Source organism: Paenibacillus chibensis (assembly GCF_004001045.1).
GTDB lineage: Bacteria > Bacillota > Bacilli > Paenibacillales > Paenibacillaceae > Paenibacillus_AQ > Paenibacillus_AQ chibensis.
Window position 1 is genome coordinate 222,499 of the sequence record NZ_BIMK01000001.1, and the last position, 26,544, is coordinate 249,042.

The 26,544-nt window shown below is 54.4% G+C and carries 19 protein-coding genes; 5 read left to right on the forward strand and 14 right to left on the reverse strand.

Annotation, left to right across the window (positions count from 1 at the left end):
- Positions 1 to 111: 111 nt before the first annotated feature.
- The 10 genes from PCH05_RS01030 to PCH05_RS01075 all read right to left on the reverse strand — a co-directional run bounded on the left by PCH05_RS01030 (position 112) and on the right by PCH05_RS01075 (position 12,834).
- Positions 112 to 432 (reverse strand): L-rhamnose mutarotase, encoded by a 321-nt coding sequence (locus PCH05_RS01030; RefSeq protein WP_164766496.1) that lies wholly within the window; start codon positions 430 to 432, stop codon positions 112 to 114.
- A gap of 41 nt (positions 433 to 473) precedes the next feature.
- Positions 474 to 1,946, reverse strand: coding sequence for a rhamnulokinase (locus PCH05_RS01035; RefSeq protein ID WP_127599762.1), 1,473 nt, complete (start codon positions 1,944 to 1,946; stop codon positions 474 to 476).
- A gap of 35 nt (positions 1,947 to 1,981) precedes the next feature.
- Positions 1,982 to 3,241 carry an L-rhamnose isomerase gene (gene rhaA / locus PCH05_RS01040; protein ID WP_127599764.1) on the reverse strand — a complete coding sequence of 420 codons (1,260 nt, stop codon included), beginning with the start codon at positions 3,239 to 3,241 and terminating at the stop codon, positions 1,982 to 1,984.
- Positions 3,242 to 3,356: 115 nt separating this feature from the next.
- On the reverse strand, positions 3,357 to 4,427 hold the full coding sequence (rhaS, locus tag PCH05_RS01045) for a rhamnose ABC transporter substrate-binding protein (protein ID WP_246049319.1): 1,071 nt from the start codon (positions 4,425 to 4,427) through the stop codon (positions 3,357 to 3,359).
- A 95-nt stretch (positions 4,428 to 4,522) separates the two neighbouring features.
- Positions 4,523 to 5,506 (reverse strand): ABC transporter permease, encoded by a 984-nt coding sequence (locus tag PCH05_RS01050; RefSeq protein WP_127599768.1) that lies wholly within the window; start codon positions 5,504 to 5,506, stop codon positions 4,523 to 4,525.
- 3 nt (positions 5,507 to 5,509) lie between these two features.
- Entirely contained in the window at positions 5,510 to 6,544 is a 1,035-nt protein-coding gene (locus PCH05_RS01055) for an ABC transporter permease (protein ID WP_246049310.1), read from the reverse strand.
- 37 nt (positions 6,545 to 6,581) lie between these two features.
- The gene (locus tag PCH05_RS01060; RefSeq protein WP_127599772.1) at positions 6,582 to 8,102 is read right to left on the reverse strand and encodes a sugar ABC transporter ATP-binding protein; all 1,521 of its coding nucleotides are present in this window, start codon (positions 8,100 to 8,102) and stop codon (positions 6,582 to 6,584) included.
- Positions 8,103 to 8,287: 185 nt separating this feature from the next.
- The gene (locus tag PCH05_RS01065; RefSeq protein ID WP_127599774.1) at positions 8,288 to 9,928 is read right to left on the reverse strand and encodes a response regulator transcription factor; all 1,641 of its coding nucleotides are present in this window, start codon (positions 9,926 to 9,928) and stop codon (positions 8,288 to 8,290) included.
- Positions 9,900 to 11,771, reverse strand: a complete 1,872-nt coding sequence (locus PCH05_RS01070; protein ID WP_127599776.1) for a sensor histidine kinase — start codon at positions 11,769 to 11,771, stop codon at positions 9,900 to 9,902. Before PCH05_RS01070 ends, PCH05_RS01065 begins: the two co-directional genes overlap by 29 nt.
- Entirely contained in the window at positions 11,761 to 12,834 is a 1,074-nt protein-coding gene (locus PCH05_RS01075) for an autoinducer 2 ABC transporter substrate-binding protein (protein ID WP_127599778.1), read from the reverse strand. The genes PCH05_RS01070 and PCH05_RS01075 overlap by 11 nt, the downstream gene beginning before the upstream one ends.
- A gap of 191 nt (positions 12,835 to 13,025) precedes the next feature.
- Between PCH05_RS01075 and PCH05_RS01080 the strand changes: the two genes are divergently transcribed.
- From PCH05_RS01080 to PCH05_RS01100, 5 genes are all read left to right on the forward strand, one after another.
- On the forward strand, positions 13,026 to 13,955 hold the full coding sequence (locus tag PCH05_RS01080; RefSeq protein WP_127599780.1) for an AraC family transcriptional regulator: 930 nt from the start codon (positions 13,026 to 13,028) through the stop codon (positions 13,953 to 13,955).
- 91 nt (positions 13,956 to 14,046) lie between these two features.
- On the forward strand, positions 14,047 to 15,942 hold the full coding sequence (locus tag PCH05_RS01085) for a class I mannose-6-phosphate isomerase (protein WP_127599782.1): 1,896 nt from the start codon (positions 14,047 to 14,049) through the stop codon (positions 15,940 to 15,942).
- A gap of 5 nt (positions 15,943 to 15,947) precedes the next feature.
- Positions 15,948 to 16,913, forward strand: coding sequence for an ROK family protein (locus PCH05_RS01090; RefSeq protein WP_164766497.1), 966 nt, complete (start codon positions 15,948 to 15,950; stop codon positions 16,911 to 16,913).
- 99 nt (positions 16,914 to 17,012) lie between these two features.
- Positions 17,013 to 19,529 (forward strand): glycoside hydrolase family 38 N-terminal domain-containing protein, encoded by a 2,517-nt coding sequence (locus PCH05_RS01095; RefSeq protein WP_127599786.1) that lies wholly within the window; start codon positions 17,013 to 17,015, stop codon positions 19,527 to 19,529.
- A 322-nt stretch (positions 19,530 to 19,851) separates the two neighbouring features.
- On the forward strand, positions 19,852 to 21,909 hold the full coding sequence (locus PCH05_RS01100) for a class I SAM-dependent methyltransferase (protein ID WP_127599788.1): 2,058 nt from the start codon (positions 19,852 to 19,854) through the stop codon (positions 21,907 to 21,909).
- A gap of 145 nt (positions 21,910 to 22,054) precedes the next feature.
- Here the strand turns inward: PCH05_RS01100 and PCH05_RS01105 are convergent, their stop codons facing one another.
- From PCH05_RS01105 to PCH05_RS01120, 4 genes are all read right to left on the reverse strand, one after another.
- Positions 22,055 to 23,395 carry a sialidase family protein gene (locus tag PCH05_RS01105; protein WP_127599790.1) on the reverse strand — a complete coding sequence of 447 codons (1,341 nt, stop codon included), beginning with the start codon at positions 23,393 to 23,395 and terminating at the stop codon, positions 22,055 to 22,057.
- A 314-nt stretch (positions 23,396 to 23,709) separates the two neighbouring features.
- Positions 23,710 to 24,165 carry a hypothetical protein gene (locus PCH05_RS01110; protein ID WP_127599792.1) on the reverse strand — a complete coding sequence of 152 codons (456 nt, stop codon included), beginning with the start codon at positions 24,163 to 24,165 and terminating at the stop codon, positions 23,710 to 23,712.
- A 144-nt stretch (positions 24,166 to 24,309) separates the two neighbouring features.
- Positions 24,310 to 25,173 (reverse strand): type II CAAX endopeptidase family protein, encoded by an 864-nt coding sequence (locus PCH05_RS01115; RefSeq protein WP_127599794.1) that lies wholly within the window; start codon positions 25,171 to 25,173, stop codon positions 24,310 to 24,312.
- A 273-nt stretch (positions 25,174 to 25,446) separates the two neighbouring features.
- Positions 25,447 to 26,445 carry a S41 family peptidase gene (locus tag PCH05_RS01120; protein ID WP_127599796.1) on the reverse strand — a complete coding sequence of 333 codons (999 nt, stop codon included), beginning with the start codon at positions 26,443 to 26,445 and terminating at the stop codon, positions 25,447 to 25,449.
- Between the last annotated feature and the right edge of the window lie 99 nt (positions 26,446 to 26,544).

A 26,544-nucleotide genomic window follows, 5' to 3' on the forward strand; every position in this document is an offset into this window, starting at 1 on the left:
GGAATTCCATGCACCTGTTTCCTTAACAGGACAGGGTCCGGTCATCGGAAAGGTGCATGAGCCAAGAAAAAAGAAAGCCGCCCGGAGCTTTCCGGACGGCTTTCTTCTTGATCAAGCTTCAGGGCGGACATAACGATAAGCTTCCTTGATGGGTTTGGATGTCTCCCCATTCTCCCATGGCAGCAGCATATCACGCATGAAATTTTGCCATTTGGCATTAGCGGGATGATCCGCCAGCGTCTTCATCGCCGCTTCGTAATCCTCCACCATCATGTAAGCAAACAACAGTCCCTCATGATAGAAAATATGATACCGGTGAATCCCGACCTGCCGAAATGCTTCCTCAAGCTCGGGATACACGCGCCCGTGCCGGCTGAAGTATTCCGCTTCGTCCGCGGGATCGATTCTAAGCACGAATGAAACATGCTCCATAGCCGATTCCTCCTTGTTCTCTCCAGATCCTTTCCGATGTCTCATGGCTTGTGGCTTCGAGACATATCTCTAAAAGGCGCATAAGCCTCCTGCCACGTCGCCACCTCCCGGGGTTCGTATTCCTTGATCGCAAAGGAGCTTCGGATGATGGCTCTCGCTTCTTCCAGATCCCGGATCACGCCGGCGCCAATCCACTGCACGGCCAAATTGCCGATGGCGCTTCCCTCGATCGGGCCGGCCCATACCGGCTTGCCCAAAGCGTTCGCGGTCCACTGGCACAGCAGCTCGTTCTGAATGCCGCCCCCTACCATGTAAAGCCCCGGATAATGCTGACCGGACAATTGCTCGGTCTGCTCCAGTACATGCCGATACTGCAAAGCCAGGCTTTCGAGGATACAGCGCGCAAGCTCGCCCGGCTGCTCCGGCGCTCTTTGCCCTGTGCTCACGCAGAACTCCCGGATGCGGACGGTCATATCACCGGCAGCAAGAAAGACCGGATCATCCGGGTCGATCCAGGCCGCAAAGGCCGGCGCTTGCCGGGCAAGCTCCACCCATTCCGCGAAAGAATAGGTTTGACCTTTCCCGTCCCACTCGCGCTTCAGCTCCTGCAGAATCCATAAGCCCATAATATTTTTCAGCAGCCGATATTTGCCCCCGACGCCGCCTTCGTTCGTGAAGTTCAGCTCCATGGCCCTGCGGGTTGTGACCGGCTGATCCACTTCGGTCCCCAGCAGGGACCATGTCCCACAGCTTAAGTAGGCAAAGGTTGGTTCCGCAGCTGGCACCGCCGCTACCGCGGATGCGGTGTCATGCTCCCCGACGGCAAACACGGGGACCCTGCCCAATCCGGTTTCGGCTCCGATGGAAGTTGTAAGCCTTCCTGCGGGCGTACCGGGCATTGCCAATGGCCCAAACAGAGACTCTTTCAGACTCAGCCGGGATATCAATTCATCATCCCATGTGCGCGTGGATGCATGAATCAGCTGGGTGGTGGTCGCGTTGGTGAATTCGCTGATCATCTCTCCAGTGAGCAGGTATCTCAGCAGCTCCGGGATCATCAGGAAACGATCCGCCTCGGCCAGCAGCTCCGGTTCCTGCTCCATCCCGGCCGCCAGCTGATAGATGGTGTTGAAGGGCAGGAACTGAATGCCCGTTCTTCCAAAAATCTCGCTTTTGCCGAGCTTTGCCGTGACGCGATCCATCATCCCGTCCGTACGATGATCCCGGTAATGATAGGGCGCCTGCAGGAGCCGGCCGTTCCCTATTAATCCGTAATCGACCGCCCAGGAATCGATTCCGAGACTGCTGGGCTCGCTACCCAGCGCTTTCGCCTTGGCCAAGCCCAGCTGCATCTGAGTAAACAAATGGTCCAGATCCCAATGCAAATGGCCGGCACGGTTAACGGGACCATTCGCGAAACGGTGAATCTCTTCGGTCTCGATCCGGCTTCCCTTCAGGCGGCCGAGAATGACTCTGCCGCTGCTGGCTCCCAGATCAAATGCAATAATGCTCATGAATACGCCTCCCACTCAACCTCCTATGAGGCGTTCTATCCCCGCTGCAAAAGCACATTCCGCTCATATTCCTTCGCCTGATCCAGCCAGGTTTCACGCACCGGCACGCCGGATTTCAGGCAGTAATAGTCCCAAATCGCGCCAAAAGGATAACTTTTAAACTCTTCGGTAAGCGCAAGGCGCGTGGTATAATCCCCTTCCAGTTCGGCTTGCTTCAGCATTTCGGTCGGCTCGAGCATGGCGCGAAGCAGCGCTTTAATCGTGCTGCGGGTTCCAATAACCCAGGCCGCCACCCGGTTAATGCTGGCGTCAAAGAAGTCCAGCCCGATATGCGTGGTATCCAGCAGCTCATGCCGTACCAACTCCCGCGCAATTTCGAGCGTCTCGTCATCCATGACGACGACATGATCGCTATCCCATCGCATCGGGCGGCTCACATGCAGCAGCAGGCCGCTGGTAAACAGCGCGAGCGAGGACAGCTTGCCGGAAAGGGTCTCGGTCGGATGAAAGTGGCCGGCATCCAGGCATATCAGCTTATCGTTCTTGATGCCGTAGCCCATATAGAATTCATGCGATCCGACCACATAGGCTTCCGATCCGAGGCCAAACAGCTTGCTTTCGACCGCATCCAGATTGTAGGCGGAATCCAGCGGTTCCGCGAACACTTCATCCAGCGAATCCAAGAGCCGTTTTCTGGGCGCCATACGGTCCACGGGATTGTCCTTGTATCCGTCCGGAATCCAGATATTCGTCACACAGGTCTGCCCGAGCTGCTCGCCGAAGTAAGCCCCGATGCGGCGGGCCGCTTTGCAGTGGTCGATCCAAAACTTACGGATCTTCTCATCCGGATGGCTCAGTGTGAAGCCGTCCTCCGATTTTTCATGCGAGAAGCAGGTCGGGTTGAAATCAAGTCCCAGCCCTTGCTCCTTCGCCCATGCGACCCAAGGCTCGTAATGATGCGGCTTGATTTCATTCAGATCCGGTTTTTCGTCTGTATCCGCGTAAATGGCATGCAGATTGACTTTATGCTTGCCCGGAATCATGCTGAAGGCCTCTTCAAGATCCTGGCGCAGCTCGCTTGCGCTCCGCGCTGCCCCCGGGTGGCTGCCCGTTACGGAAATGCCGCCGCTCAAATCCTGATCCTGAAACAAAAACCCGCGGACATCGTCTCCTTGCCAGCAGTGGACGGAAATTTTGATCTTTGCCAGCCGCTCAAGGATCAGGTCCGTATCCGTGCCGTGCTTGGCGTACTGCTCTCTTGCTTGTTTATAAGCGGTTTCAATCTCGTTCGACATCTTGAACCCTCCCGGATGTGGTCATGATCTGTTCTATGCTTTCCTGTTGTTTTCCCTCGCTTGCGATGACAAAGAGAGTGGAAAGCCATCCACTCTCTCTCCTTGCGTTAGAGGCTTAGTAAACGTCTTTCCATTCCGCAATGTTGCTTGCATCAAATTTGAATGGATCGCCCAGCATGATCTGGGTTCCGTCGCCATCGGCAACGATTTCCTTTTCACCCAGTGTGCCTGCCGTGAACTTCTCTCCTACCGCGCCCGTAATGTCGCCTTTCACGAGGGACTCGGCCGTGTATCCGGCCAGATAGCCGACGTCAATCGGATTCCAGAGATACATCCATGGACAAATTCCACTTTCAATATATTCGGCCATTTCGCTTGGAAGACCGAGGCCCGTCAGCTTGACTTTATCCTTTAAGCCTTTGTCAGTCAGAACTTTGCCCGCAGCCGCAATGCCGACGGTCGTCGGCGCGATGATCGCCTTCAAATTCGGATAGGATTTCAGCAGGGCTTCCGTTTCGGAAACGCTCTTGTCGCGCAGATCATCGCCGTATGCCACTTTAACCAGCTTGATGTTCGCGTATTTGGCGTCCTCCAGCTCTTTTTTCATCCATTCGATCCACGTGTTTTGGTTCGTCGCCTGGGAGGTTGCGCTCAAGATGGCAATTTCGCCCTCGCCGCCGATCATTTCGGATACGCCCTGGATCAACGTCCGGCCAATGCGTTCCGGATCCGCCTGATTGACATGCGTCAGACGGCTTTCACTATTGACGGCGGAATCAAGCGAGGACACTTTGATGCCCGCATTCATGGCCTTCGTCAGCGCAGGTTGCAGCGCATCCGGATCGTTGCCGACAACGGAGATCGAATCGATTTTTTGGGAAATCAGTTCTTCGATCATCTGGATTTGCGCTTCGGCTGTCGGTTGGTCCGGAGCCTTGAGGATGGCTTCATCGCCTTTTTCTTCAATGGCTTTCTTGAAGCCCTCCATCATTTTTTCGCCATACGGATTCCCCGTATTTTTAAAGATGATGGCAAATTTTTTCTTACCGCCTGTATCCCCGCTTCCACCGGCATCCGCCGTTTTGGCGGAGCCGCCGTTATCGCTTCCTGAGCTTGCTCCATCCTTGGTGCCGCATCCCGCCATCAGCGAGAGGGCCATGACTGCCGTTAAACCTAACGTGAGCATCTTTTTCAATTTGTTTTCCCCCTTAAAAAATGGATCATCTTCATATACCAATCAGCCGGAAACGGCTGAAGAGTAACTCGGTCATGCATGCGGTTCTAACGTTTCAGTTTCAGTTTGAGCTTCAGCTTCGGTACCATAACGGCCACAATCAGAAGCAGACCGATGATAATCAGAAGCGATTGTGCCGATACATTGACGAGCCCAAGCCCATAGCGCAAGTAACCGATCAGGAACACCGCCAGTACGGCGCCAAGCATCCGTCCTTTACCGCCAGCCGTGCTGATCCCGCCGAGTACGGCCATGGCGATGACGTCAAGCTCATAGCCCGAAGCAATGTTCGGACGGGTGCTGCCCATCCGGGAGGTCAGGAACAATGCGGTCACGGCTGCCATGAATCCGGCAAGCGTAAACACGATCACCTTGATCAGGTCTACCCGCACGCCGGAGTAGCGGCTGGAGGTGGGGTTATTGCCGATGGCGTAGACGCGTCTTCCGAATTTCGTCTTGTGAAGAAGAACACCGAACAGAAGTGCACAGACGATAAATGCGATCAGAATGAACGGGATGCCGCCGACATAACCCCATCCCAAATATTTGAACCATGCCGGAAATTTGCCGACAGACTGATCTTCAAGCAAAATATAGGCGATGCCCCGGTAGATGATCATCGTCGACAGCGTGACGATGACCGCGGACAGCTCTTTGAATTTCACAATCAGCAGTCCGTTGATGGCTCCGCAAGCCGTCCCCACCAGCAGGCATATGATCATCGCCAGCCACATCGGCACGCCGTGCTTATATAGATCAGCCATGATGACCGATGACAGCGCCACGATGGAGCCGACGGAGATATCGATATCCGCCATGATAATAATCAGCGCCATCGGAAGCACGATGAATGCTTTGTCCAGAAATCCCATCGTGGCATCCCGCAGATTGTCATAATCCCAGAAGTAGTCCGACAGGTTCACGTTCAGGACGATCACGGCGAGAAAGAGCAAAACGAGCAGCCATTCCCACTGAAGAAAGAACCCTTTAAGGGTGAAAGGTTTGTCATTATGCAGCACTCGGGGTTCCATGACTTACATCTTCCTCCTTATCAGGTTATTGCGGTCGATTCCGCGCTTAACCAACGCATTGATGATCACGGCAATCACGATGATCATCCCTTGAATCCAGTTCTGCCAAAACGGCGACACATTCACCATCGGCAGCGCATTGTTCAGAATGCCAAGCAGCACGGAGCCGAGAATGATCCCGGAGATTTTGCCCGAGCCGCCGGCGATGCTGACCCCGCCCAACACGCAGGCCGCGATGACGTTCAATTCGTAGCCTGATGCGGTGTCTCCTTGAGCGGATGCAAACTTCGATACCCAGAGCACGCCCGCGAGTCCCGCCAAGCCGCCCATGACGGAGTAGACGAGCCATAGAATCCGTTTGGACTTGATGCCGCTGATTTCGGCCGATTCCGGGTTACTCCCCACCGCATAGATCCGTCTTCCGGTACGCGTATGATTGACGAAATAATAGGCCGCAATATAGATCAGGACGGCGATGACAATCAAGTTATTGATACCTAACAGCGAGCCGGAGGCGATTCCTTTGAAGGAGTTCGGCATCTGGTGGGCGCTGACCCACTTCCCGCCGCTCGCTTCATAGGTCAACCCCCGAAATACGTTCATCATGCCGAGCGTCGCGATGATGGGCAGGATGCCGATGCGGGCGACCAAAAGTCCGATCACCATGCCGCAGACCAGACCCACCGCCGTGCCGAGCAGCAAGGCCAGGAGCGGATGCAGATCCGGCATCTCCTTGACGGCCAGCGCCGCGGTCATGCCCGACAGTGCCAGCGTGGCCCCGATGGATAAGTCGATGCCCCGGGTAATAATGACGAGCATCATGCCTACGGCCAGGATCGCCAGGATCGCCGTGTTCGTCGCGATATCATTGATATTTTCCCAAGTCAGAAAGCTCGGGTTCCGCAGTTGAACGCCTACGCACAATAGGATGATAAAGACGAGCAGTCCCATCTCCCTGAACTTGGCAAAATTCGCGCTAAGGGAAGCTTTGCCCGCCTGCTGCTTCGGCGCCTGCCCGAGCGCCAGATCAGAATTCATTTCCTTATGCCTCATATTCGTTAGTCTCACTCCTTGTTCACAGGCTTACAGGACCATGGATCGCATCCGCATCGACCATGGCGGCTTTCAAAATCGCTTCCTGCGTCAGCTCGCCCCGCTCCAGCATAGCGGTCATGCGTCCTTCCCTCATGACGGCAACGCGGTCGGACATCCCGATGATCTCAGGCATTTCGGACGAAACCAACAGAATGCCGTATCCGCTGCCGGCAAGCTCGCTGATGATATCGTAGATCGCCGATTTCGCCCCGACATCGACGCCTTTGGTCGGCTCATCCAGGATAATCACGTCCAGATCGGCGGTGAGCAGCTTGGCGAAAACCACCTTTTGCTGGTTGCCGCCCGACAGCGAGCTGACAAGATCAAATACGCTGCCGGCTTTCACACCGAGCTTTTCCGCCAGGCTTTTGGATGATTGGGCTTCGAGCTTCCCGCTAAGCATGCCTTTTGCCGCATACTTCTCCAGGGAGGGCAGCGTAATGTTCTGGGCGATGCTCCACTGCAGCACCAGGCCTTGCTTCTGCCGGTCCTCCGGTAAGTAGCCGATGCCAAGCCCCATCGCCTGCAGCGGATTCTTGATCCGCAGCTTTTTTCCTTTGAAGCTGATCATTCCTTGGTCGTAGCGGTGAATGCCGAAGATTGATTCGCATACTTCCGTTCGTCCTGAACCAACCAAGCCGGTAAGCCCCAGAATTTCACCTCGATGCAGATTGAAGCTGATATCAGCAAAATAACCGGTCCTCCCCAAATGCTCCACCCGCAGCAGCTCTTCGCCAATCTCGGTTTCTTTTTTCGGGAACAGCTGGGTAATTTCGCGTCCAACCATGGCCACGATCAGATCCGGATTCGAAATTTCGTCGACTCTCCATGTTCCGATGTATCTGGAATCCCGGAACACAGTCACCATACTCGCCAGCCGGTACATGTCCTCAAACCGGTGGGAGATGAAAATGATCGAATTTCCTTTATCGCGAAGCCGTTCCGCTATCCGGTACAGATCCTCGCTTTCGTTTTTCGTAAGGGCGGCGGTCGGCTCATCCATAATGATGATCTTCGCGTCCATCGACAGCGCCTTGGCAATCTCCACGATCTGCTGTTCGGCTACGCTGAGCGCACCCATCTGCGTTTTCGGGCTGAATGAAGCTCCGAGCTCCGACAGCAGCCGCTGCGCTTCCGCATGCATCTCGTTCCATAAAATCCGCTTGGTCACCTTCGACGTCATTTCATGACCCATGAAAATATTTTCGGTCACGCTCAGGTCAGGGTAGCATGTAACATGCTGATAGATGGCTGCGATGCCCGCTTTCTGCGCCTCCGTCGGATTTTTGAAGGATACTTTGTTCCCGTTCAGGTACATCTCTCCGCCGTCCGGCGCATGCACGCCGGTGATCACCTTAATGAAGGTGGATTTGCCGGCTCCGTTTTCGCCCATCAAGGCGTGAATTTCGCCCGGCCGGAGTTTAAAGTAGACATCATCCAGCGCCTTGACGCCGGGGAAGATTTTGGTGATACCTTTAAGCTCAAGCACGTATTCGGACATGACGGTCCCCCCTATACCAGAAGCTGTTCTCTTGTGCGTAGGTTTATGATAGCGCTTTATTCCCGTCATGCAGAGGTGACAAATCTCGGTTCGGGGGGACGATTTTCGGCAATCAGCAAAAAAGCTTTGTCCGAAGACAAAGCTTTTTTTGCTCCGCTGCTATTCTGTTGCATCATGGTTAACGTCTAGCTGGCCGGATGGGAAAACTTCTGCTCCCGATACTGGGTCGGCGTGACTCCTGACCACTGCTTGAACAGACGGCTGAAGTATTTGACGTCCTGATAACCGACACCCTGGCTGATCTCGGTCAGCTTGAGCCCCGGGTCGCGCAGCTTTTCGCTGGCCGCTTCCATCCGCTCGCGGGTAATATAGTCGAGTACCGTCTCACCGGTCTGATTTTTGAAGCATTCGCAGAAATACGTAGGATTCATGTGTACCTGATCGGCGATTCGCTTGATGGTCAGATCTCCGGATAACTGTCCTTTGATCCATGCTTTGGCCAGCTCGACGGGCGTAGCGAGCTTGCGGCTGCTTCGCATCTGCTCCATGCCGCGGACGGCTTCCTGAACCTGCTCGAGTACCGCCTGCTTCAACTCCTGCCAGTGTGCTGCACGCCGCAGCTTTTCGAAGGTCTCCTCCAATGTTACGGCAGAGCCGATCACGGAATTGCCTTCCATCGAAGCTGCATGCACTTGAATGATCAGGTTTTGAACCTCCCGCAAAATCATCTCCGGCGAGCTTCCTTGCTCGATTTCCGCAAAATAAAGCTTGGCCTGTGCCATGGCATCCTCCAGCTGCAGCTGTTCCACCGCCTGCTTGAGACGGCTGGCCGCGGCGTACATTCTCCCCTGCCGATCCTCTGCCGCGACGGCTTCCGTGACCTGTTGAGGCACGAATAACCGGTTTCCTCCCTCGATTAATCGGTATTGTATGAGCGACAAGCATTCCCGCTTGGCATCGGGAAGCAGGTATAAGTCTTCCAGCACTCCCGCACAGGCAATCGATACCGTGAAGGGCGTGTACATCGTGATGGCCAGGCGTATCCGTTCCGCCAGCTCCCTCCAGCATTGGCTGGCCGCCTCTTCATCCTCCGGTAGCCGCAGCAGGGCCCAAAATTCCGACTGGCCCCCGCGCCAGCACCATCCGGAAGCATCGGCTGCAGCCGCATGCTGATGAACCAATTCTTCAATAATGTTCTCCAGTACATAGGAGTAAGCCTCCCAGTCCTTGGCGGTAAAGCTGCGGCTTTTGACCGGAGGCGTATCCAGGCTGACGTACATCAGCTGGTAGCATCCATGGGGAAAATCGTCCACCCAATAGCCGAGACGGGATAAATCGACTCCGATCGAGGTCGTGTAGCTCAGAATTTGCGTCTGGCGTGTCTTCTTCAGCTGGCCGGCCTTTTGTTCCAGCTCGCCAAGACGAAACCTGCGTGCGGAGTGCTGATGGATCTGTTCCCGGATTTCGCCGAGGCGAAGGCGAAACTGATCCCGGTCCACAGGCTTGAGCACATAATCGATCGCCCCTTCCCGGAGCGCTGCCTGCAAATAGGCGAAATCGTCATATCCGCTGATGAACAGTGCAAAAAACGAATAATGTCTCCTCGCTTCTTTCACGAACGACAAACCGTCCATCTCCGGCATCTTCACGTCGCTGATGACCAAATCGACGGCTCCCCCGCAGGCATGCATGTAGTCGAGCGCTTCTTTGCCATCCGAGAGAACGGCTGCAATCTCGAAATCTTCCCCGCAGGAGAGAATGAGGCGCTCGATCCCTCTGCGGATCCGCGGCTCGTCATCAACGATTAATGTCCGGATTGTACTCATGCTGCTTCCCCTCCTTCTCAATGCGCTCCACGTCGGCCGCGTCCAGCACCGGGAAGCGGACGGAGACTTCCGTTCCCACGCCTTCGATGCTGTGCAGCTGGACGCCATAATCTCCGCCATGCAGAAGCCCGATACGGGCGTTGACGTTGCTCAGGCCAAAGCTGGCATCTTTGCCGGCCCAAGCATCTTCCCTCATCGTTCTTTCCAGCTGCTCCAGACGCTCAGCCGTGATACCCGGACCGTTATCCCGTACGCGGAAAACCATGTCCTGCTTCCCGGTGCGCGCGCTGTATTCCTGACTGACCGTGATTTGAATATTAACGCCTTTGCGGGCCTCTAACCCGTATTTGATCGCATTTTCGACAATCGGCTGCAGCAGGAAATGGGCCGCGTACAGCGTCTCCCCGGCCGAAGGAGGCAGGCTGTTGACAATCGAGAAGGTCAGCCGGTCTTCGAAGCGGAATTTCTGTATCGTCAGGTAATCTCTCACATGCTGCACTTCCTCGGCAATCGTCACGAATTTGGACTTGTTATTGACGGAGAACCGCAGCATCCGGCCTAGCAGGGTAACCATCTCCACCACGGATTCCTTCTCGTCTTCTTCCACCGCCATAGAAATCGTCTCCAGCGTGTTGTACATGAAGTGAGGATTAATCTGCGATTGGAGCGCGTACAGCTCCGCTTCCTTTTGACGGATTTCGATGTGATAATTTTTCTGGATCAATTCCCGGATGGTCGAGACCATGGAATTAAAGCTGCCTGCAAGCGCCCCGATCTCATCCTTGCTCTCCACCTTCAGATCCACGTTGAATTTGCCCATCTCTACATGCTTCATCAGCCGGTTCAAGCGCTTCAAGGGCCGGGTGACCCGCTGCGAGAAGAGCGAATACATGATGATGCTGACGACGACCAGCCCGATGAATACGAAAATGGTCGCCATTCTCACGAAATCGGTGCGGGCGGTAAGCTTTTTGAGCGGGACGCTGTGGACGAGCACCCAGTCGAGCTCCTGCGAACGGTTGACGCTGACGAGTCTTTGCCCCTCATCACTGCTTGTGCGAAAGCTCCCGTTCAATATCGGATACCGGGAAATATTCTCGTCAAGCATGCCGATTTTCGCCGGATTCGAATGATATATGATCTGCCCCTGCCGCGTCATCAGCCACATATCGGCCTGATCGCTGTTTTCCAGGTCACGCAGCACGCTGCTGATAAAGTTCAGGCGAACCGCAATAAACATCATACCGAGATTTTTCCGGTTATCGACGTCTTCGATCTGCTTCATGATCATGACATAAGGCACATTGTCGATAAACCGCAGGCCGATATCACGCGGCAAAATGACCTTCACGTTGCTGCGCAGCTTCAAATCCTGACCGTAGTAAGTAAAAGCACGGCTCCAGTCCAGGCCCGAATAACTCAGCTTCGAGCTTTCGAACACCCGGTTTTTGGACAACAGGTACACGCCAATGACGTCAGGATTCCCGCTGGTCAAATAGGTTCTTGTCAAAAAACTGTTCATTTCAAACTGATCCCGGTTCAGATCCGCACGGCTCTGGTACACATCCCGCCGCAGGATCGCTACCGTGGACTCCGAATTGAACAGCAGCTCCGGCAGTGCGGACAGTTCATCCATATGCTTCTTGATGTTCGCGTTCGCCTGGACGAGAAATCGCGGCATGTACTCGCCGATCTGTTCCTCAATGGACTTCGTGTACTGCCAATACGAGACGTAACCCAGAATGGACATGGGCACGACCGTCAAAAGGATATACGTGACCATCAGCTTCGTGCTTAGGCGCAGCCGGAGGAATGCAAGCTTCTGAAGGAGTTTAGAAATCATACTGGTTCACGTTCTCTTTCGTAAAATCGACGGGATCGCCCATCACGACCACGTCGCCGGCCACGCGGACGATGCCGAAATTCGGCACGTTCATCCCATCCTGCGGAGGGTTCCCTTTCAGCGCCTGCACGGCCAGGACCACCGTAAGGTATCCGAGCTTCTTCGGACTCCAGAGGGTTGCGACTTGAGCCGAACCGTCCTGCAAATACGGTGCCATCGAATTCGGCATGGATAACCCGACCACCTTGACTTTCCCGGTTAATCCCGCCTCTTTTACGGCCTGAGCCGCCGCCGGAGGCCCCACGGATGAATTGCCGATGATGCCTGCCAGATGCGGATGATCCGCCAGAAGCCGCTTCGCTTCTTCGTAAGCCTTCCCGGGATCGTCGTCCGTTGCCGCAATTTCTACCAGCTCCATGTCCGGATAATAGGTTTTCTGCTGCACTTTCATCCATTTAATCCATTCATTCAATGTTGCCGCTTTCATTTGTCCCGTCAAAATAGCGAATTTTCCCTTTTCCCCGGTGTTCCAGGCGAGCGTGTCCATTAAATGGCGCCCCAGCTTCTCGTTGTCCACCATGTTGACGAAAAAGTCCCTGCCTTCACGGTAGGTATCCGAATCCCAGGTAATGACCTTAATGCCGGCTTGCCTTGCCTGCACCAGCGTCGGAAGCAGCTTCTCGGGATCGATGGCCGACACCGCGATGGCATCCACATGTTCCTGGATAAAATCCTGAATAATCCGAATTTGCTGCGTGGTATCCGCAATCGGGGGACCTTTATAAATCACCTGCGCTCCCAGGCTCTCAGCCGCTTCCAAAGCCCCTTGCTCCACCAGGTTAAAGTATGGAATCTCCACCAGCTTGGGAACGATGCCGATGGTCCAGGGATGGTCACTGCTTTTCACAGGCGGCTCAGCAGCATCTGTCCCGGAAGAAGGCTCCATGGAATACACGACCTCGAATTTCGGATTGCCGGCAGGTTGGCAAGCGCTTACAAAAATAACAATCATACATAGCGAGCACAGCAGCCGCAGCAGGTCGATCACTCCTTCCGTCCACATACATGGTTGTAACGTAATTATGGCACGAGGCGATCCTTAGGTAAAGATGCGGATATTTAAGGAAGGCATGAAAAAAGCGCGGCATGCTGCAGGAGTTGGAGGATTGTCCTTCATTTGGGTTCATCACTTCGATATAATGAATGGTATGCCTCAGCCTCACGACCACTTTTTCTAAAGGAGCAGTCCCGCAAATGACGATACAAACCGTTTTCCGCCGGGCCAATCAGGTTTGCAACCGCGAGCTGACCCGGCTGGAGCAATCCGGCCTGTCCATCTCCATTATGTATTGGGGGTTCATGCCCACCCATTACGACAATTCGATGCACCGTCATTCCTTCTTCGAGGCCTGCTATGTCGTGGAAGGAAAAGGTTCCTATTCGGAACGCGGACGGGAATACCCGCTCATGAAGGGAACCGCCTTTCTCTCCCTTCCCGGCCTCTGGCATCAGATCCGAAGCGAGACCGGTCTCACGCTGGTCTACGTCGCCTTTGAAGTGGACGAAAAACGCACGGGCGCTTCGTACCTGGAGTCTTTCCGGCGACTGGCGGAACACGGACAGCCGGTGATTGACGGCGCGGACGGACAGCCTACGGGACATCTTTGGCATGCGATCATTTCGATGTTTCAGAGTTCGAAGCCGGTTTCCCTGCCGATGCTCGGACATGGTTCCTTTTCCTTGATCATGTCCCTTCTCTCCCTGCACGGAACTCAGCTTCAAGAGGCGGCGGACATCCTTCCGGGCGAAGGAATTGAAGAAAACTCATTGTTCCGGCAAGCCAGGCTGTTCATTGACGACAACCTCGGCGAAGAGCTTACGCTCGGCCTTGTCGCCGGACATCTCCATATTTCCCCCCGCCACTTAACAAGACTGTTCCAGGCGAACTTGAACCAGTCTTTCGTTCATTATATTCAGGAACGCCGGGTACGGCGGGCTTCCCAGCTGCTGCTTATGGGCGATCTGCCGGTCAAGGATATCGCATCCCAATGCGGCTTCCAATCCGTCCATTATTTCACAAGGATTTTCACCCGCCGGCTCGGGGTTTCACCCGCCAAATTCCGGCGTTCCCAATTCACCGAAGGACGATCGGGCAAGGATCATTTCCCGACCAAAATGTCCTGATCGTACAAAACCTGTTCTCGATTGTTTAAAGACGCTCCCTCCCGCTCCCCTTACAATGGACACATACCGAAGACAAGAGGGAGGAAGCGCCATGAATACAACAGCATCCCCATCCTTTAATCCGCTGCCCATCAATTCCATTCCCCTTCATGAGCTGCCCGAACCGGAGCTCGTCCTGAACGGATTCTCCGAAGGCTACGAAGCCATCATGCACCGGTTGGCCGACATGTACAAACATCACGACGCGCCGGTCTTTGCCGTGGCGATCGATGCAGCAAACGGAGCCCCGTACGGACATTGGGTGAACCGCCTAAAGAACTACTGCCGCGACCGGCAGATCCCTTGGATCCTGATCGAGACCGCTCATTACATGCATCCGCCCGCGGAGCTGCTCCGCAAGTTCCAGCCCTACCTCACCGATAATCGCGCCTTCGGCAGGATCGCTTCGGATGTTCGCGAAGAGAGTTATTTTCAAGACGGCGCGCAAGAAAGCTGGCAATGTGACGTCCGGCAGCAGAAAGCGGGCTTGAAGCCGGCGTTCGAAAGCGGCTCTCAGCGACCCGGACCGATTCCGGTCGTCGTGACAGCCGGCCCCGGCGCCCTTTTCCTGTGCCCTTCGCCGGATGCTTCCATCTACTGCGACCTGTCCCGGGAGAACCAGCAGGCGCTTCACCGCCAAGGCCTGGGCAGCCTCGGCCTCGGCGAATGCGCCGATCCCGTAGAGACCTATAAACAAGCGCTGTTCCTCGAATGGCCGGTGTGGGAGAACTACCGAAGACAACATCTGCATGAATACGACGTCTACGTCGACATGAACAAGCCGGAAGCGCCCGTATGCGCAGCTCTCCCGGCTCTTCGCCCTCTGCTAGCCGCAGCTGCCCGCCGGCCGTTTCGGGTCAAGCCGTTCTTCGCTCCCGGCATCTGGGGAGGGCAATACCTGAAAGAGCTGTGCGGGCTCCCCCCGGACTGGCGTAACTGCGCCTGGAGCTTCGAGCCGATCGGTCCCGAGAATACGCTCCTGATCGAATGCAGCAGCATCGTGATTGAAGTTCCGTTCCCTCTCCTTCTGTCCGCCCACCCGGAAGAAATCTTGGGAAGACGGAACGTGGAGCTGTTCGGCGATTATTTTCCGATCCGCTTCGATTACCTGGACACGATCGATGGCGATAACCTGTCGCTGCAGGTGCATCCGCAGCAGGAATATATCGAGCGGACGTTCAACGAGACGATGACGCAGCAGGAATCCTATTACATCATGGAACAAAAGCCGGGTTCCTCTCCCGTCGTCGCCCTCGGCTTCAAAGATGGAACAAGCGGTGATGGCTTGCTCCAGGCGGTTGACCGTGCGCACGAGACGCAGCAGCCGCTGGACATCGCGCAGTACGTCAATGTGTGGAAAGCCCGTAAAGGCGACCTGTATCTGATCCCGCCCGGTGCGGTCCATTTCTCCGGCCGGGATAACCTGGTGCTTGAAATATCGTCCACCACCTGGTGGTTCACCTTTAAAATCTACGACCATCTCCGGCTCGACCAGGACGGCCGACCGCGGCCGATCAACCGGGATCATGCGGCTCACAACATGATTGACCGTTTCGATACCGCCTATGTGCGGGAGCATCTGATCGCAAAGCCTGCCGTTACACGCGAGCAGGGAAACAGCACCGAGGAACTGCTCGGCGAGCGGGATGACCTGCTGTTTCAGGTGAAAAGGCTGCGGCTTGCCGGACCATGGGAAGACCATACCGAGGGGGGCTTCGTCATGTACAATCTGGTCGAAGGCAGCCGCGTCCGCCTGATTCCTGAGGGCGATGAAGCCGCCGCCGTGGAATGGGGATATGCCGAAGCCTACATCGTGCCTGCCTCGACCTGCGGCTACCGGCTTGAACCGGTCGGCCCCGCTCCCTGCACGCTCATACGGGCCCAGGTATCGCCGGGATGGCATACACCGCTGCTTCCGCATCATTGGAAGCCGAGTGAACGGGGATGAAAGGCATGTCGCCGGCCCGTACGGTTGTTACCCTGGCCCTGGATGCGGGCGGAACCTTCGTCAAAGGCGGCGTGCTTGAGAACGGGCTCCTATGGCCCGAGCTTCGCCTGGAGCAGCCTTCGCTTTCGGAAGCGGACGCGGAATCCATCATCGCCCGTTTGGCAGACCTGATCATCCGGCTTGCCGATGCTTATATGGGCAGCCGCTTGGCCCCGATTCCCCCGGTAAACTTCCGCGTCGGAGCCGCGTTTCCCGGTCCCTTCGATTATGAACGGGGCATCAGCCGCATCCGGGGACTCGGCAAATACGAGAACCTGTACGGCCTGCCTGTGGGGACACTGCTGCGCCAGGAACTGAAGCGGCGCGCCTTTCCCGCAGGCAGCCCCCCATGGATGCGGGATCTGGCAGCGGCTGATATAGCCTTCGGCAACGATGCCGTCCTGTTCGGCTTAGGCGCCGCCATGCGATATCCGCGCGAGCGGCTCCTGTGCCTGACCTTGGGCACCGGCCTGGGCTCGGTCTTCATCGACCGCGGTCAGGTGATCCGCGGCTCGGACGGCGTGCCTGCCAGCGGCATGCTGTACGCCGAGCCGTTCGAGGGTATGCCGGCCGACGACCAGTTCGGCCGGCGCGGCATCCTTGCACTTGCCGACGCGATGCAGGCGCGGCAGCCAGATGAGGATGTCGTCGACCTCGCCCGTGCGGCCGCCTTGGAAGATCATGCTGCCGTCCGGCTCTGGCATGCTTACGGCGAGCGGCTCGGGCGGATGCTGCGCCCCTATGCCGCCGTCTTCCGCCCGCACCGCCTGATTCTCGGCGGCCAAATCGCGAAGAGCCTGCCGCTTTTCGGCGGCTCTCTGACGGATGCGCTGCATCCGATGCATCTGCCCCTTCAATACGAAGACGATCCGCAGCGGCAGGTTTTCGAGGGGATCGGCCTGCTTTTTTCCGGTACGGATTTAACGGAATGAGGCTGCCCGGACATACAGACTTTCCGGTTTGTCCGCTGGATTACCTGCCGGATATCGCCTACACCCATCATAATCCCATCTCCCCAAGGAGGCTAAACCATGTCTTTAGAACAGCAAATCAAGCAGGCTGAAGCGCCATTGCCGACACGCAAGTGGACTATATACGCGATTCACCATTCCCACACCGACCTCGGATATACGGAACGTCAGGAGAAAATCGAGCAGTACCATGTCGATTTCATCCGGCAGGCGCTGCGCATCGCCCGTGCCGCGCATGAAGGCACGAAGCCCAGCTGGAAGGGATTCCGCTGGACATGCGAGACGTTCTGGGCCGTCGAGCAGTTTCTGAAGGCGGCTTCGGCCGAAGAGAAGCAATCGTTTGCGGATGCCGTGCTTCGCGGCGACCTGGAGCTGTCCGGCACCTACCTGAACATGACGGAGCTCCCGGACGAGCGCCTGCTCGGCAGCATCCACAGCAAAGCCCAGGCTTATGCCGCATCCATCGGCAGCCACGTGGACAGCGCCATGACCGCGGACATCAACGGTTACGGCTGGGGATATGCCGACAGCCTGCTGAATAACGGCATCCGGCATTTATTCAGCTGCATCCACACCCATCACGGCATGTATGCCCTGGGCCGCAAGCAGGCTCCCTTCTGGTGGGAAACGCGCGACGGCAAGCGGCTCCTCGTCTGGAACGGCGAGCATTACATGATCGGCAACGAGCTGGGTCTCTGCCCGGGTGCGCTCGGCAAATACATGATCCGCGACGAATTTGAACATCAGCTGGTCGAGCCGGAGGCGATTCATGACGCCATCGCCACCCTGCGCATCCACCGGTACTTGGCGCAGCTTGAAGCCGAGCAGTATCCGTATGCGTTCGTGCCCGTGATGCTGTCCGGCCTGGGCACGGACAACGGCGCGCCCAACAGCCGGATCATCGAATGGATCGCGGCCTGGAACGAGCTCTACGGGGAGCAAATATCGATCGAAATGACCACTCTGAGCGGTTTTTTTGCCCGCTTGAAACAGGAAGACCTGGACGCGCTGCCGGTTCACCGGGGAGACTGGCCGGACTGGTGGACGGACGGCGTCAGCTCAACCCCGATGCATACCCAAATCTACCGGGATGCCCAGCGGACGCTCCGCAAAGCAGAGAAGCTGGATCCTGAAGCGCGCTCGGCGAGCCGTGCCGAGCTTAATAACATCGAGCAGCAGCTCACGCTGTACGCCGAGCATACCTGGGGTTACCATTCCTCCATTTATGAACCATGGCATAAAAACGTCCAGCTGCTGGAAGTCCGCAAGCAGGCGCATGCCGCCGAGGCGAGCCGCCTCGCGTATCGCGCCCTCGACAAGGTGCTGCTGGCACAGGGCGGCGCCGCGCTCTATCCCGATCGCCCCTACCGTTTCCGGGTCAGCAACCTGTCCGGGCGTAAAGTCACGGAGCTCGTCACGCTCCAGCTGGACGGCTGGGAGCCCGGCGCTCTCCGCGAAGGCGTCGAAGTCGTGCGGGAGGATACCGGAGAAGTGCTTCCGCAGCAGTCTGCCCATCCGCAAACGATCGTGACGGAGCTGAAGCTTGGGGCGCAGGAAACCTGCTTCCTGTTCCTTCGCCCGTTGACCAGGGGACATCGCCCTGGGACAACGACGTCCAACACCCGCCTGATTGGCGCCGACCGGGTATACGACATGGACGATCTGGTTCCGCCGGCATCCGCAGCGGGAGAACACCCGCCCATTCGCATCACGCATAACGGCATCGAATCTCCATTCCTGCGGCTGACTTGGTCCGAAAACGGCATCCGCTCCTGGTTCAACAAGGAACAGAGCCGGGAAATGCTGCGCAGCGAAGATCCGTACGGGGCGTTCACCCCGATCTACGAAGTGACCCGGCCCGCCGATCCGACGGACGCTTCCCAGGTATGGAGCACACGCGCCCGCATGGGACGCAACCGCAAAGGCATTCATGTTGAGCGGTCGGCCGGACGGGTCGTATCGGCACGCACCGTGGAGAACGGACCGCTGTACGCGACGGTGGAGATCACGTATCAATTAAACGGATTATCCTACTTCGCCTTGTTTCTGCGGGTGCATGCAGGCCGGAACCGGGTGGACGTGTCGGCGCGCTTCCACAAGGACAGCGTGTGGAGCCCGGAGAACCTTTACCTCTCGCTGCCCTTTACCAGCGGGGATGCGGCAGGAGATACGCTGTATGCCGACAAACCGGGAGGCTTGGTTCGCCCGTGGAAGGATCAAATTCCGGGAACCTGTCTCGATTACGCCTGCGTTCAGGAAGGCATCGCCTGGCAGGATGAGCAAAGCGCGCTGCTGCTGGCATCACCGGATACGCCCCTGATGCAGTGGGGACCGCTGGAGTACGGTACGAGACGGGTTCACACCCAGCAAGGCGAGGAAGAGAAACCGGAAGCATACGCTTGGCTGATGACGAACTACTGGGAGACCAATTTCAAAGCGACGCTGGGCGGATTTTATGAATTCGTATACCATGTATTCGCTCAGCCGGCCATGCCGGAGGCAGAACTTGCGGCAGCGATCCGTGCGCTGCATGACCCGTTTGTCGTATGCCGCATGCGTCCGAGCGATACGCTTTAGGGTTATATGCAATGCGTTATATGTAGATAGCATACGATCGCTGCGATCTATCCGAACTTCTACAAAGCACTGCCGGAAGCTTACGCTTACGAGGAATGGCGACAACCAACAGATCGGATTGGATCGGATGGAAATCATATTTTAAAAGCTGCAGAAATAAAGTGCCTCTTTCATGGGGCACTTTTTTTCGTGATCGCGGACGTATTTTTCAGTTTGAGGGGTAAGTTTAATCTAATGTTGTGGATGGTAGTTGCGTTTCAATTCAGATAAAAATGATAGAATGACCCTAAGGGGTAATCCATGACAAAAGGTGGGATGTGCCATGTCCGTAATAAGCGATATATCTGCATACCAGAACAACCAACCGTATTCCAACGCTGCACTGCAATATTTGGTTGAGGCTGAACGACCGATCATTAATTTTGAGCGTATTTCCTCCCTAAGCGCCGAGCATTATCAGAATCCTGTTCTTGATTATGTTCTTCAAACGCTCGAGCTCTTGCAAGCCGAGGACCATATATCTTATTGGCAGCGTGATTTGCTCGCAGAAGTGCTGCTATGGTCAGACGCAGCCAAGGCTGGCTCAACCCCAAGGCGGAAACAATGGGCTGCCGAAGGAATAAATCTGGTCGTACATAACGTTGGATCAGCTCAATTGTATAAGAAAGCTCTGGGCAGTAACGGGTTTCCGGATGAACGTTCTCAAATCATTTACACCATGATCTATACACATGGCTTAATCGGCCAGTATTTACGAGGTGAAGTAGAACTTCATGAAAGTCTGCCATTACTCCATATTATAGATGACAAGCTTTTAAGCCGTGATGAACTGGCGAAGACGCTGTACATATATAATAAGTGCATGATTCGGGCTGTGTCAGAGGATCTTTGGGTAAGACTCGATAAATCTGTAAAGATGACGCTGGATAAACTCTTGAACCGGGACCTGGATGCCGAAACTCCTTTTCAGCGCCTGGTCAAGCTGCGGAGCGGCAATACCGGGGAACTGCCCGAGTTGTTAGAGAATCCTGAAATTAAACGATGCTTTCATGATGGGATGTCTGGTAAAACCTTTTGGTATGTCGAGGCGGCATTGAGTGGTTTTTCAGACGAGCTTTTTATTAAAATTATGATGATTGCGCTCATGAAAGCCGGCCTGTCAAGCAATCATATCTCCTTCGAAAATTTGATGGTGGGACTTTATTATCAGTCAAAGGGTAAAAAATCCATCAATGTATACCGGCAGCGCATTATTGAGCACTACATAGATCAAATGACCTTTGCCGACATTCTGAATCATACCTTCCCCGTAAACGAGCATATCAGCCTGGATTGCGTCACTGATATGGATGGCCATGTCACAAGTTTTAATTTCCGTTTCTCCAATGTGAGCGAGAGCCTGCTCCGTTTCTGCATGGAGGCTGAAAACTCAGGACCGCTGTTCGAGAAAGCGATAGTCATGCTGTACGATCTGTTTCAATTTCGGCGTGACGCCTACGATCGGCTTCAGAATGAAGAAAGCTATTTGGATGATATGAACGGTTCATTAGAACATAAACGCATGATCCTTGACTATGTTGTGGGTGATACGGTCGTCGACATCGGCCCCGGCGGCGGGGCTTTATTGGATGAGCTTTCTCTCGCTTTCCCCGAGAAAAATATAATAGGAATGGATATTGCGGAAAACGTCATTGCGGCACTGAATAAACGAAAATTTGAAGAGGAGCGCAGCTGGAATATCAGACGCGGGGATGCGCTGAATCTGGAGGATACCTTTAAAGCAGGTGAAGTATCCACCTTCATTTTCAGTTCCGTCCTTCACGAGCTTTATTCATATATTCCATTCGAAGGCTCAAAATTTAATGCCAATGTTATAAAGCGCATCCTGAAGGAAGCTTATTCCGTCCTGGCGCGCGGCGGGAGAATTATCATTCGTGACGGTGTGAAAACAGAACCTGAAGATGAGGAACGCATCATTCGTTTCAGCAATCCGGACGACGTGAAGATCTTCTACCAGTACGTACGGGACTTCAAGGGAAGAAAAATGAAGTTCGAGACTCTTACACCGGCCCCTGACATTATTGAAGTCCGTCTTCCGGTCAACGATGCCATGGAGTTCCTGTATACGTACACCTGGGGACCCGAGGCCTATGCTCATGAGGTTCAAGAGCAGTTCGGTTATTTTACGCCCCGAGAGTTTCGTGAAACCATCGGGGAAGCTTGCGGCGATAGCGCAAATATTATCGTCCTGAAGCATTATCTGCAGCAGGGTTACGAGGAGGCGTTAGCTCCCAAAATGACGCTACTTGATACGAATCATCATCAGGTTCAATTACCCGACAGTACCTGCTTCATTGTCATTGAAAAAGGCAGCCGTTAAGGCTGCATCCGCAAAGAACAGCCAGCCAAAGCGATCGTGCCAAGCTTGAAAAGAAAACCGGCGACCTGTCCACGGTTGAATATCGTGAACAAGTCGCCGTTTTTGGAATATGAACCACTATATCGATATCGGAATACTCCCCAAATTACTCGCCTTTGATCCAATCCAGACTAAACTTTGTAAAATAAATGACGAAGTCCTCCCCCTCATATAATAAGCCGACTTCACCGCCCGGCAGTACAGTCAGGCAAGAATAACAGAAAGGTCCCGCCTCGATGGTCCGCGAATAGCTCCACGTCTTGCCCCCATCCACGCTTAACCGTACCGTCCCGTTGATCCGGTTCTCCACATCGGCAGGATTAGCCCATATCAGGCGCTCCTTCCCATCCCCAAGCTTCGGATACCTCACCACGGTTCCCTGACAAATGGGATCGATCAGCTCCGGTTCAAATGTCACTTCCCCCCAGGATTGCCCCCCGTCCTTGCTGATGGCAGCAGCTGTTCGCTTCGTGCCGGAATGGTTGCGCATATATATTTTCAGATCACCGTTATCCATTTCGATGACCTGCGATTCCGTCAGCTGTGCGGAGAATGCGTCCATCGTTTCTGCTGAAAGCGTCTGTCCTTCCCAGACCCGCCCGTCGTTCGGAGATGCGCCCATTTGCCACGAGGTGCCGTGATCATCGCTGTAAATCACCGCATTCGACATCGTCGTTTGCTCATTCGTGAAATACACGGAAAAAACAAGGCGCCCCGGGTAAGCCTCCGCCGTCATCTGAATACCTTTGCCGGGACCCGCTCCGATAAATTTCATCCACGATTGTTTGACCTGAGGGTTCAATTCCATCGGTCTCGACCAGGTTAAACCGTCGTCCTCGCTCTTGATCATCTGTAAAAACGACGTCCTCGCCTCTAGCAAGCTGCGCGGAACCTTGTCATCCTTCAAATATATGTTGCCGCTGTACTGCCCGTGATGCATCACATCGCCGTTTTCTTTTACGGCATAGGCCGTCTTGCCTCCTTGAAGGTCGGTCACTTCACCGGATGCATTCAGAATATACGTCTGGCCTGAATCGTCATAAAGAAGGCGCAGGCCCTCCTCATTAAATCCGAGGGATTGCTGCGACGACCACAACCCGATGCCACCGGGCGTATGCGAATACAACATCCAGATCGTTCCCGTCACTCTGTCTTCCAGCAATGCCGAATCGATCGCGGCGGCTCCATCCGCCCCTTCGCCCGGATATTCGACGACCAGCTGCATGTCCTGCCAGGTCACGCCTTGATCCAAGCTGCGCCGGATCGCAAGCGAAATATGGTTCGGATTGTCCTGGGTTCCTGCCCATCTCGCGTCAATCCCCGCAATCAAGGTCCCTTTCCGCGTCTTAAGCAGCGACGGAATGCGGTAAGCGGCGGATCCAAACATGCCTGGGGCAAACACGGCCGCAGGCTCCATTTTCATGGTCTGATCGGTTTGGCTATACATGGTTTTCCCCCTATACAACGGCTATTTCCGTTCGTATTTTTTTGTTCAATTGGATCAGGCGGTCCATCTCGGATGGCGGTACCGGCAACAAGGGAAGCCTTGCCTCGCCGCAATCCAGACCTCTTTGCAGATAAAAGAAATCCGTCCATCTGAATCCATAAATTAAAGCCTATTATATCAACAGCCTTCTGGAATGAATATCCTATGTTTTTCTCAGGTATATAACATTAACTCAATGTCTCTTGGAAATAAAATGCCAAAGAGACTGCCGGGTTATCTCGGCAGCCTGTTTACATTGGCCGTCTTTTTATCGCTTAGAAATTGCTCCCAGCAGCGGCGATTCCGCTGAAGCTCCGCGCCCCGATCGTCACATCGTAATTCGTCGTTACACTGATCGTGTACTGAATCAATCCGTTCAGCACTTCGGCGGCCGGAGGGTAATCCACCGCCGTAATTGCGGCCATTTCGTAGCTGATATCGGTTTGGCTTGCAGCTTTCTGATACGTCGTGGTGAAAATCGGATTCCCGTTGCGAAAGATCATAAAAGTGGCATTGGGAACAAGGGTCGGAGCAGCGGTAATCCCCATTTGCAAGCGTGCGTACGCGTGTAATGTGACACGAACCGATCCGGCATTGGCCGGTAAAACGCCACCTGTTTGCAAACCGATATCTCCGAAAACATAGGGCTGGGAAGAGGATGTGATCTCTACTCCAGGCGTATCCTGCGTGCTGTCGAGCGAGATTCTCATATCTACAAACTGAATACTCATCTTGTTCACTCCTTTCCTATCAGATGATTTATATTATGATAGGATTGGGGAACCCGAGTAGACGAATTTGAGAGAGTCGAACCCAATCTCTTCCTACTTTTTTCCTTCACCTGCGATTGGATAGAATCTAACCATCTATTCCATTTACAGCCGCTTTAGGCTCATCGTCCGTCTCGAAATAACCCATGCTGACGCCAGTAAGGCAAGAGCCACCAAAATTCCCGATTCCCCCGTCCATAGCAGCACATTTTTACCTTTAGAGAAAGAATCGAAGACGTCCTGAATCACGGCATTCCAGCAGGCATGCAGAAGGATGGCAGGCCAAATGCTGCCGGTTGCGAGCCGCAGACGCCCGATGATGACACCGAAGGATGTGACCGAAACCATGAACAATGCGATGGAGAGTACCGGATAGGGACCGGAATAGTAGAGTCCTTCCATCATCACGGGCAAATGCCATAACCCCCAGATGATCCCGCTGGTCAGCAGCGGATACGGGACGCGGGCGTCGATCAGCCTCGTGAGCATATAACCGCGCCAACCCAGCTCCTCCCCGCTGCTGCTGATCACACCGACGGCGGTGCCGCCAACCGTTTGCACGAGCAAAAATCCCAGGAATAAGATGGCAGGCGGTGCCTTGATGAATGTATCCGGAGCGGCGAACTGCACCAGCCCCGTCATCCAGGCGATCCCATAGGCAACCAGTCCGATCGCTGAAGGAAACAGCAGTATCCAAGGAAGCGACTTCAGCAGCTGCTTTCCCTTCACCCGCAGGGAAATATCGCGAATCCCTTCGCGCAGCAGCAATCGGGCACCGATGGAGGACAACCCCGGCGCCCACATCAAGAGTAAAATAAAAAGCGATGATTTCGGCACCATAACATAACACAGCGTCGAGAGAGGGACGAGCATGGCAAAGTAAACGAGAAGTCCCCGCCTTGCCGAACGGATGCGTTCCCTCTCCTCTCTTGTTCCTGCGGCAGGACTGCCGCTCCTGTTTATTTTCATCCGAATAACCTCTTTTCACGTGTATGTATTTTCCATCTAGAAGTATAGCAACTGCCTTATGTGGATCAGAACCAGCCCAAGTCCAGTCTTTCCCCCGGACCAAGGCCCAGGAATGAATCAGACTCAGGAATGTGGTATCGGAATGAGCCCTCTATCTATGGTTGATTGCAGGCAAAAAAGGAGAACCGCTTTTGGCGATTCCCCTTTTTCCGTGACGCTCTATCTTATTCGTACACCGTCTTTAGCGAAGCCCCGATTCTGTATACTAACCGTTCATTCATTTCCTTTTAGTTCTTTTAATTGATTTTCGGCTTCTTTGACTAGAAATCCATATTCTTTACGATCTTGGTAGTAATTAATTACATGATGAAGAGCAAGTTCATATGCCGTATCATCTGCCTCGTTTGGAGTTGTCTTCACATCCGGAGTCACGCCTTTTCCCTCCCAATTTGTTTGGGTAATGGGATTCATTGCCCGCCCATCCGGGATGAATACGCTAAAATGCTTCGTTAATTGATGAACGGCACCCGGATTGGCTCCTCCTGCCGTGACCTCTCCAATGACGGTTGCCCGCTTTAAGTTTGTCAGATTATACGCAAACTCTTCAGCAGCGGAGAATGTTTTGTGGCTCGTTAATACGTAGACAGGCTTGTTACCATTCCGTTTTCCAGGGACATATGATAACGTCCAAGACTGACTTAAAGAATCTTTGGACCTGGAATAGAAACTGTTTAAGTGAAAAGGCTCGGAATCAAACAAATAACTTGTGATAAAGGCAACCATGAAAGGACTTCCGCCTCCGTTATTCCGTAAATCAAAGATAAGATCGTCCGTGTCAGCCACCAAATTCATTGCATTCACTGCAGTATCGCCCGCAAACTCAGGATCGTGAAAACCTCGGAGATCGATATAGCCGATGTTCCCCGGACGTCGTTCAACTTTATGAAATCCATAATTATCGATCTTTGCTTGTAGGAGATACTCCTCCCTTCGTTCTTTTTCACCAGTCTTTTGATCCATAGACCTGTCTTGTTCCGTGTATCGTAATTTCAAATGTTTATCGTTACTTTTTTCCCGGAGATCATTCGTGATTAGTTCACAAAACGCTTCCGGGCTTTCAATGTCTTCATATTCTTTTCTGGTTAACTTTCGTTCCAGGTAATTTCCCATTTCTTTAGCCATATCGGGAAACACATAATGTTCATTTAACGATTTGGTTAGTGAAAGTATAATTTCTTCAGGAGCCCAACCCCTCGACTTGTTAGCTTGCACATGAATCCTCCCCTTCAGATGGATCTATTTTTTTCGAAATCCCACTTCCCTATTACTTCTTCAAGTTATTTCCACTATCCTGCACGAACAGCTCCTGTC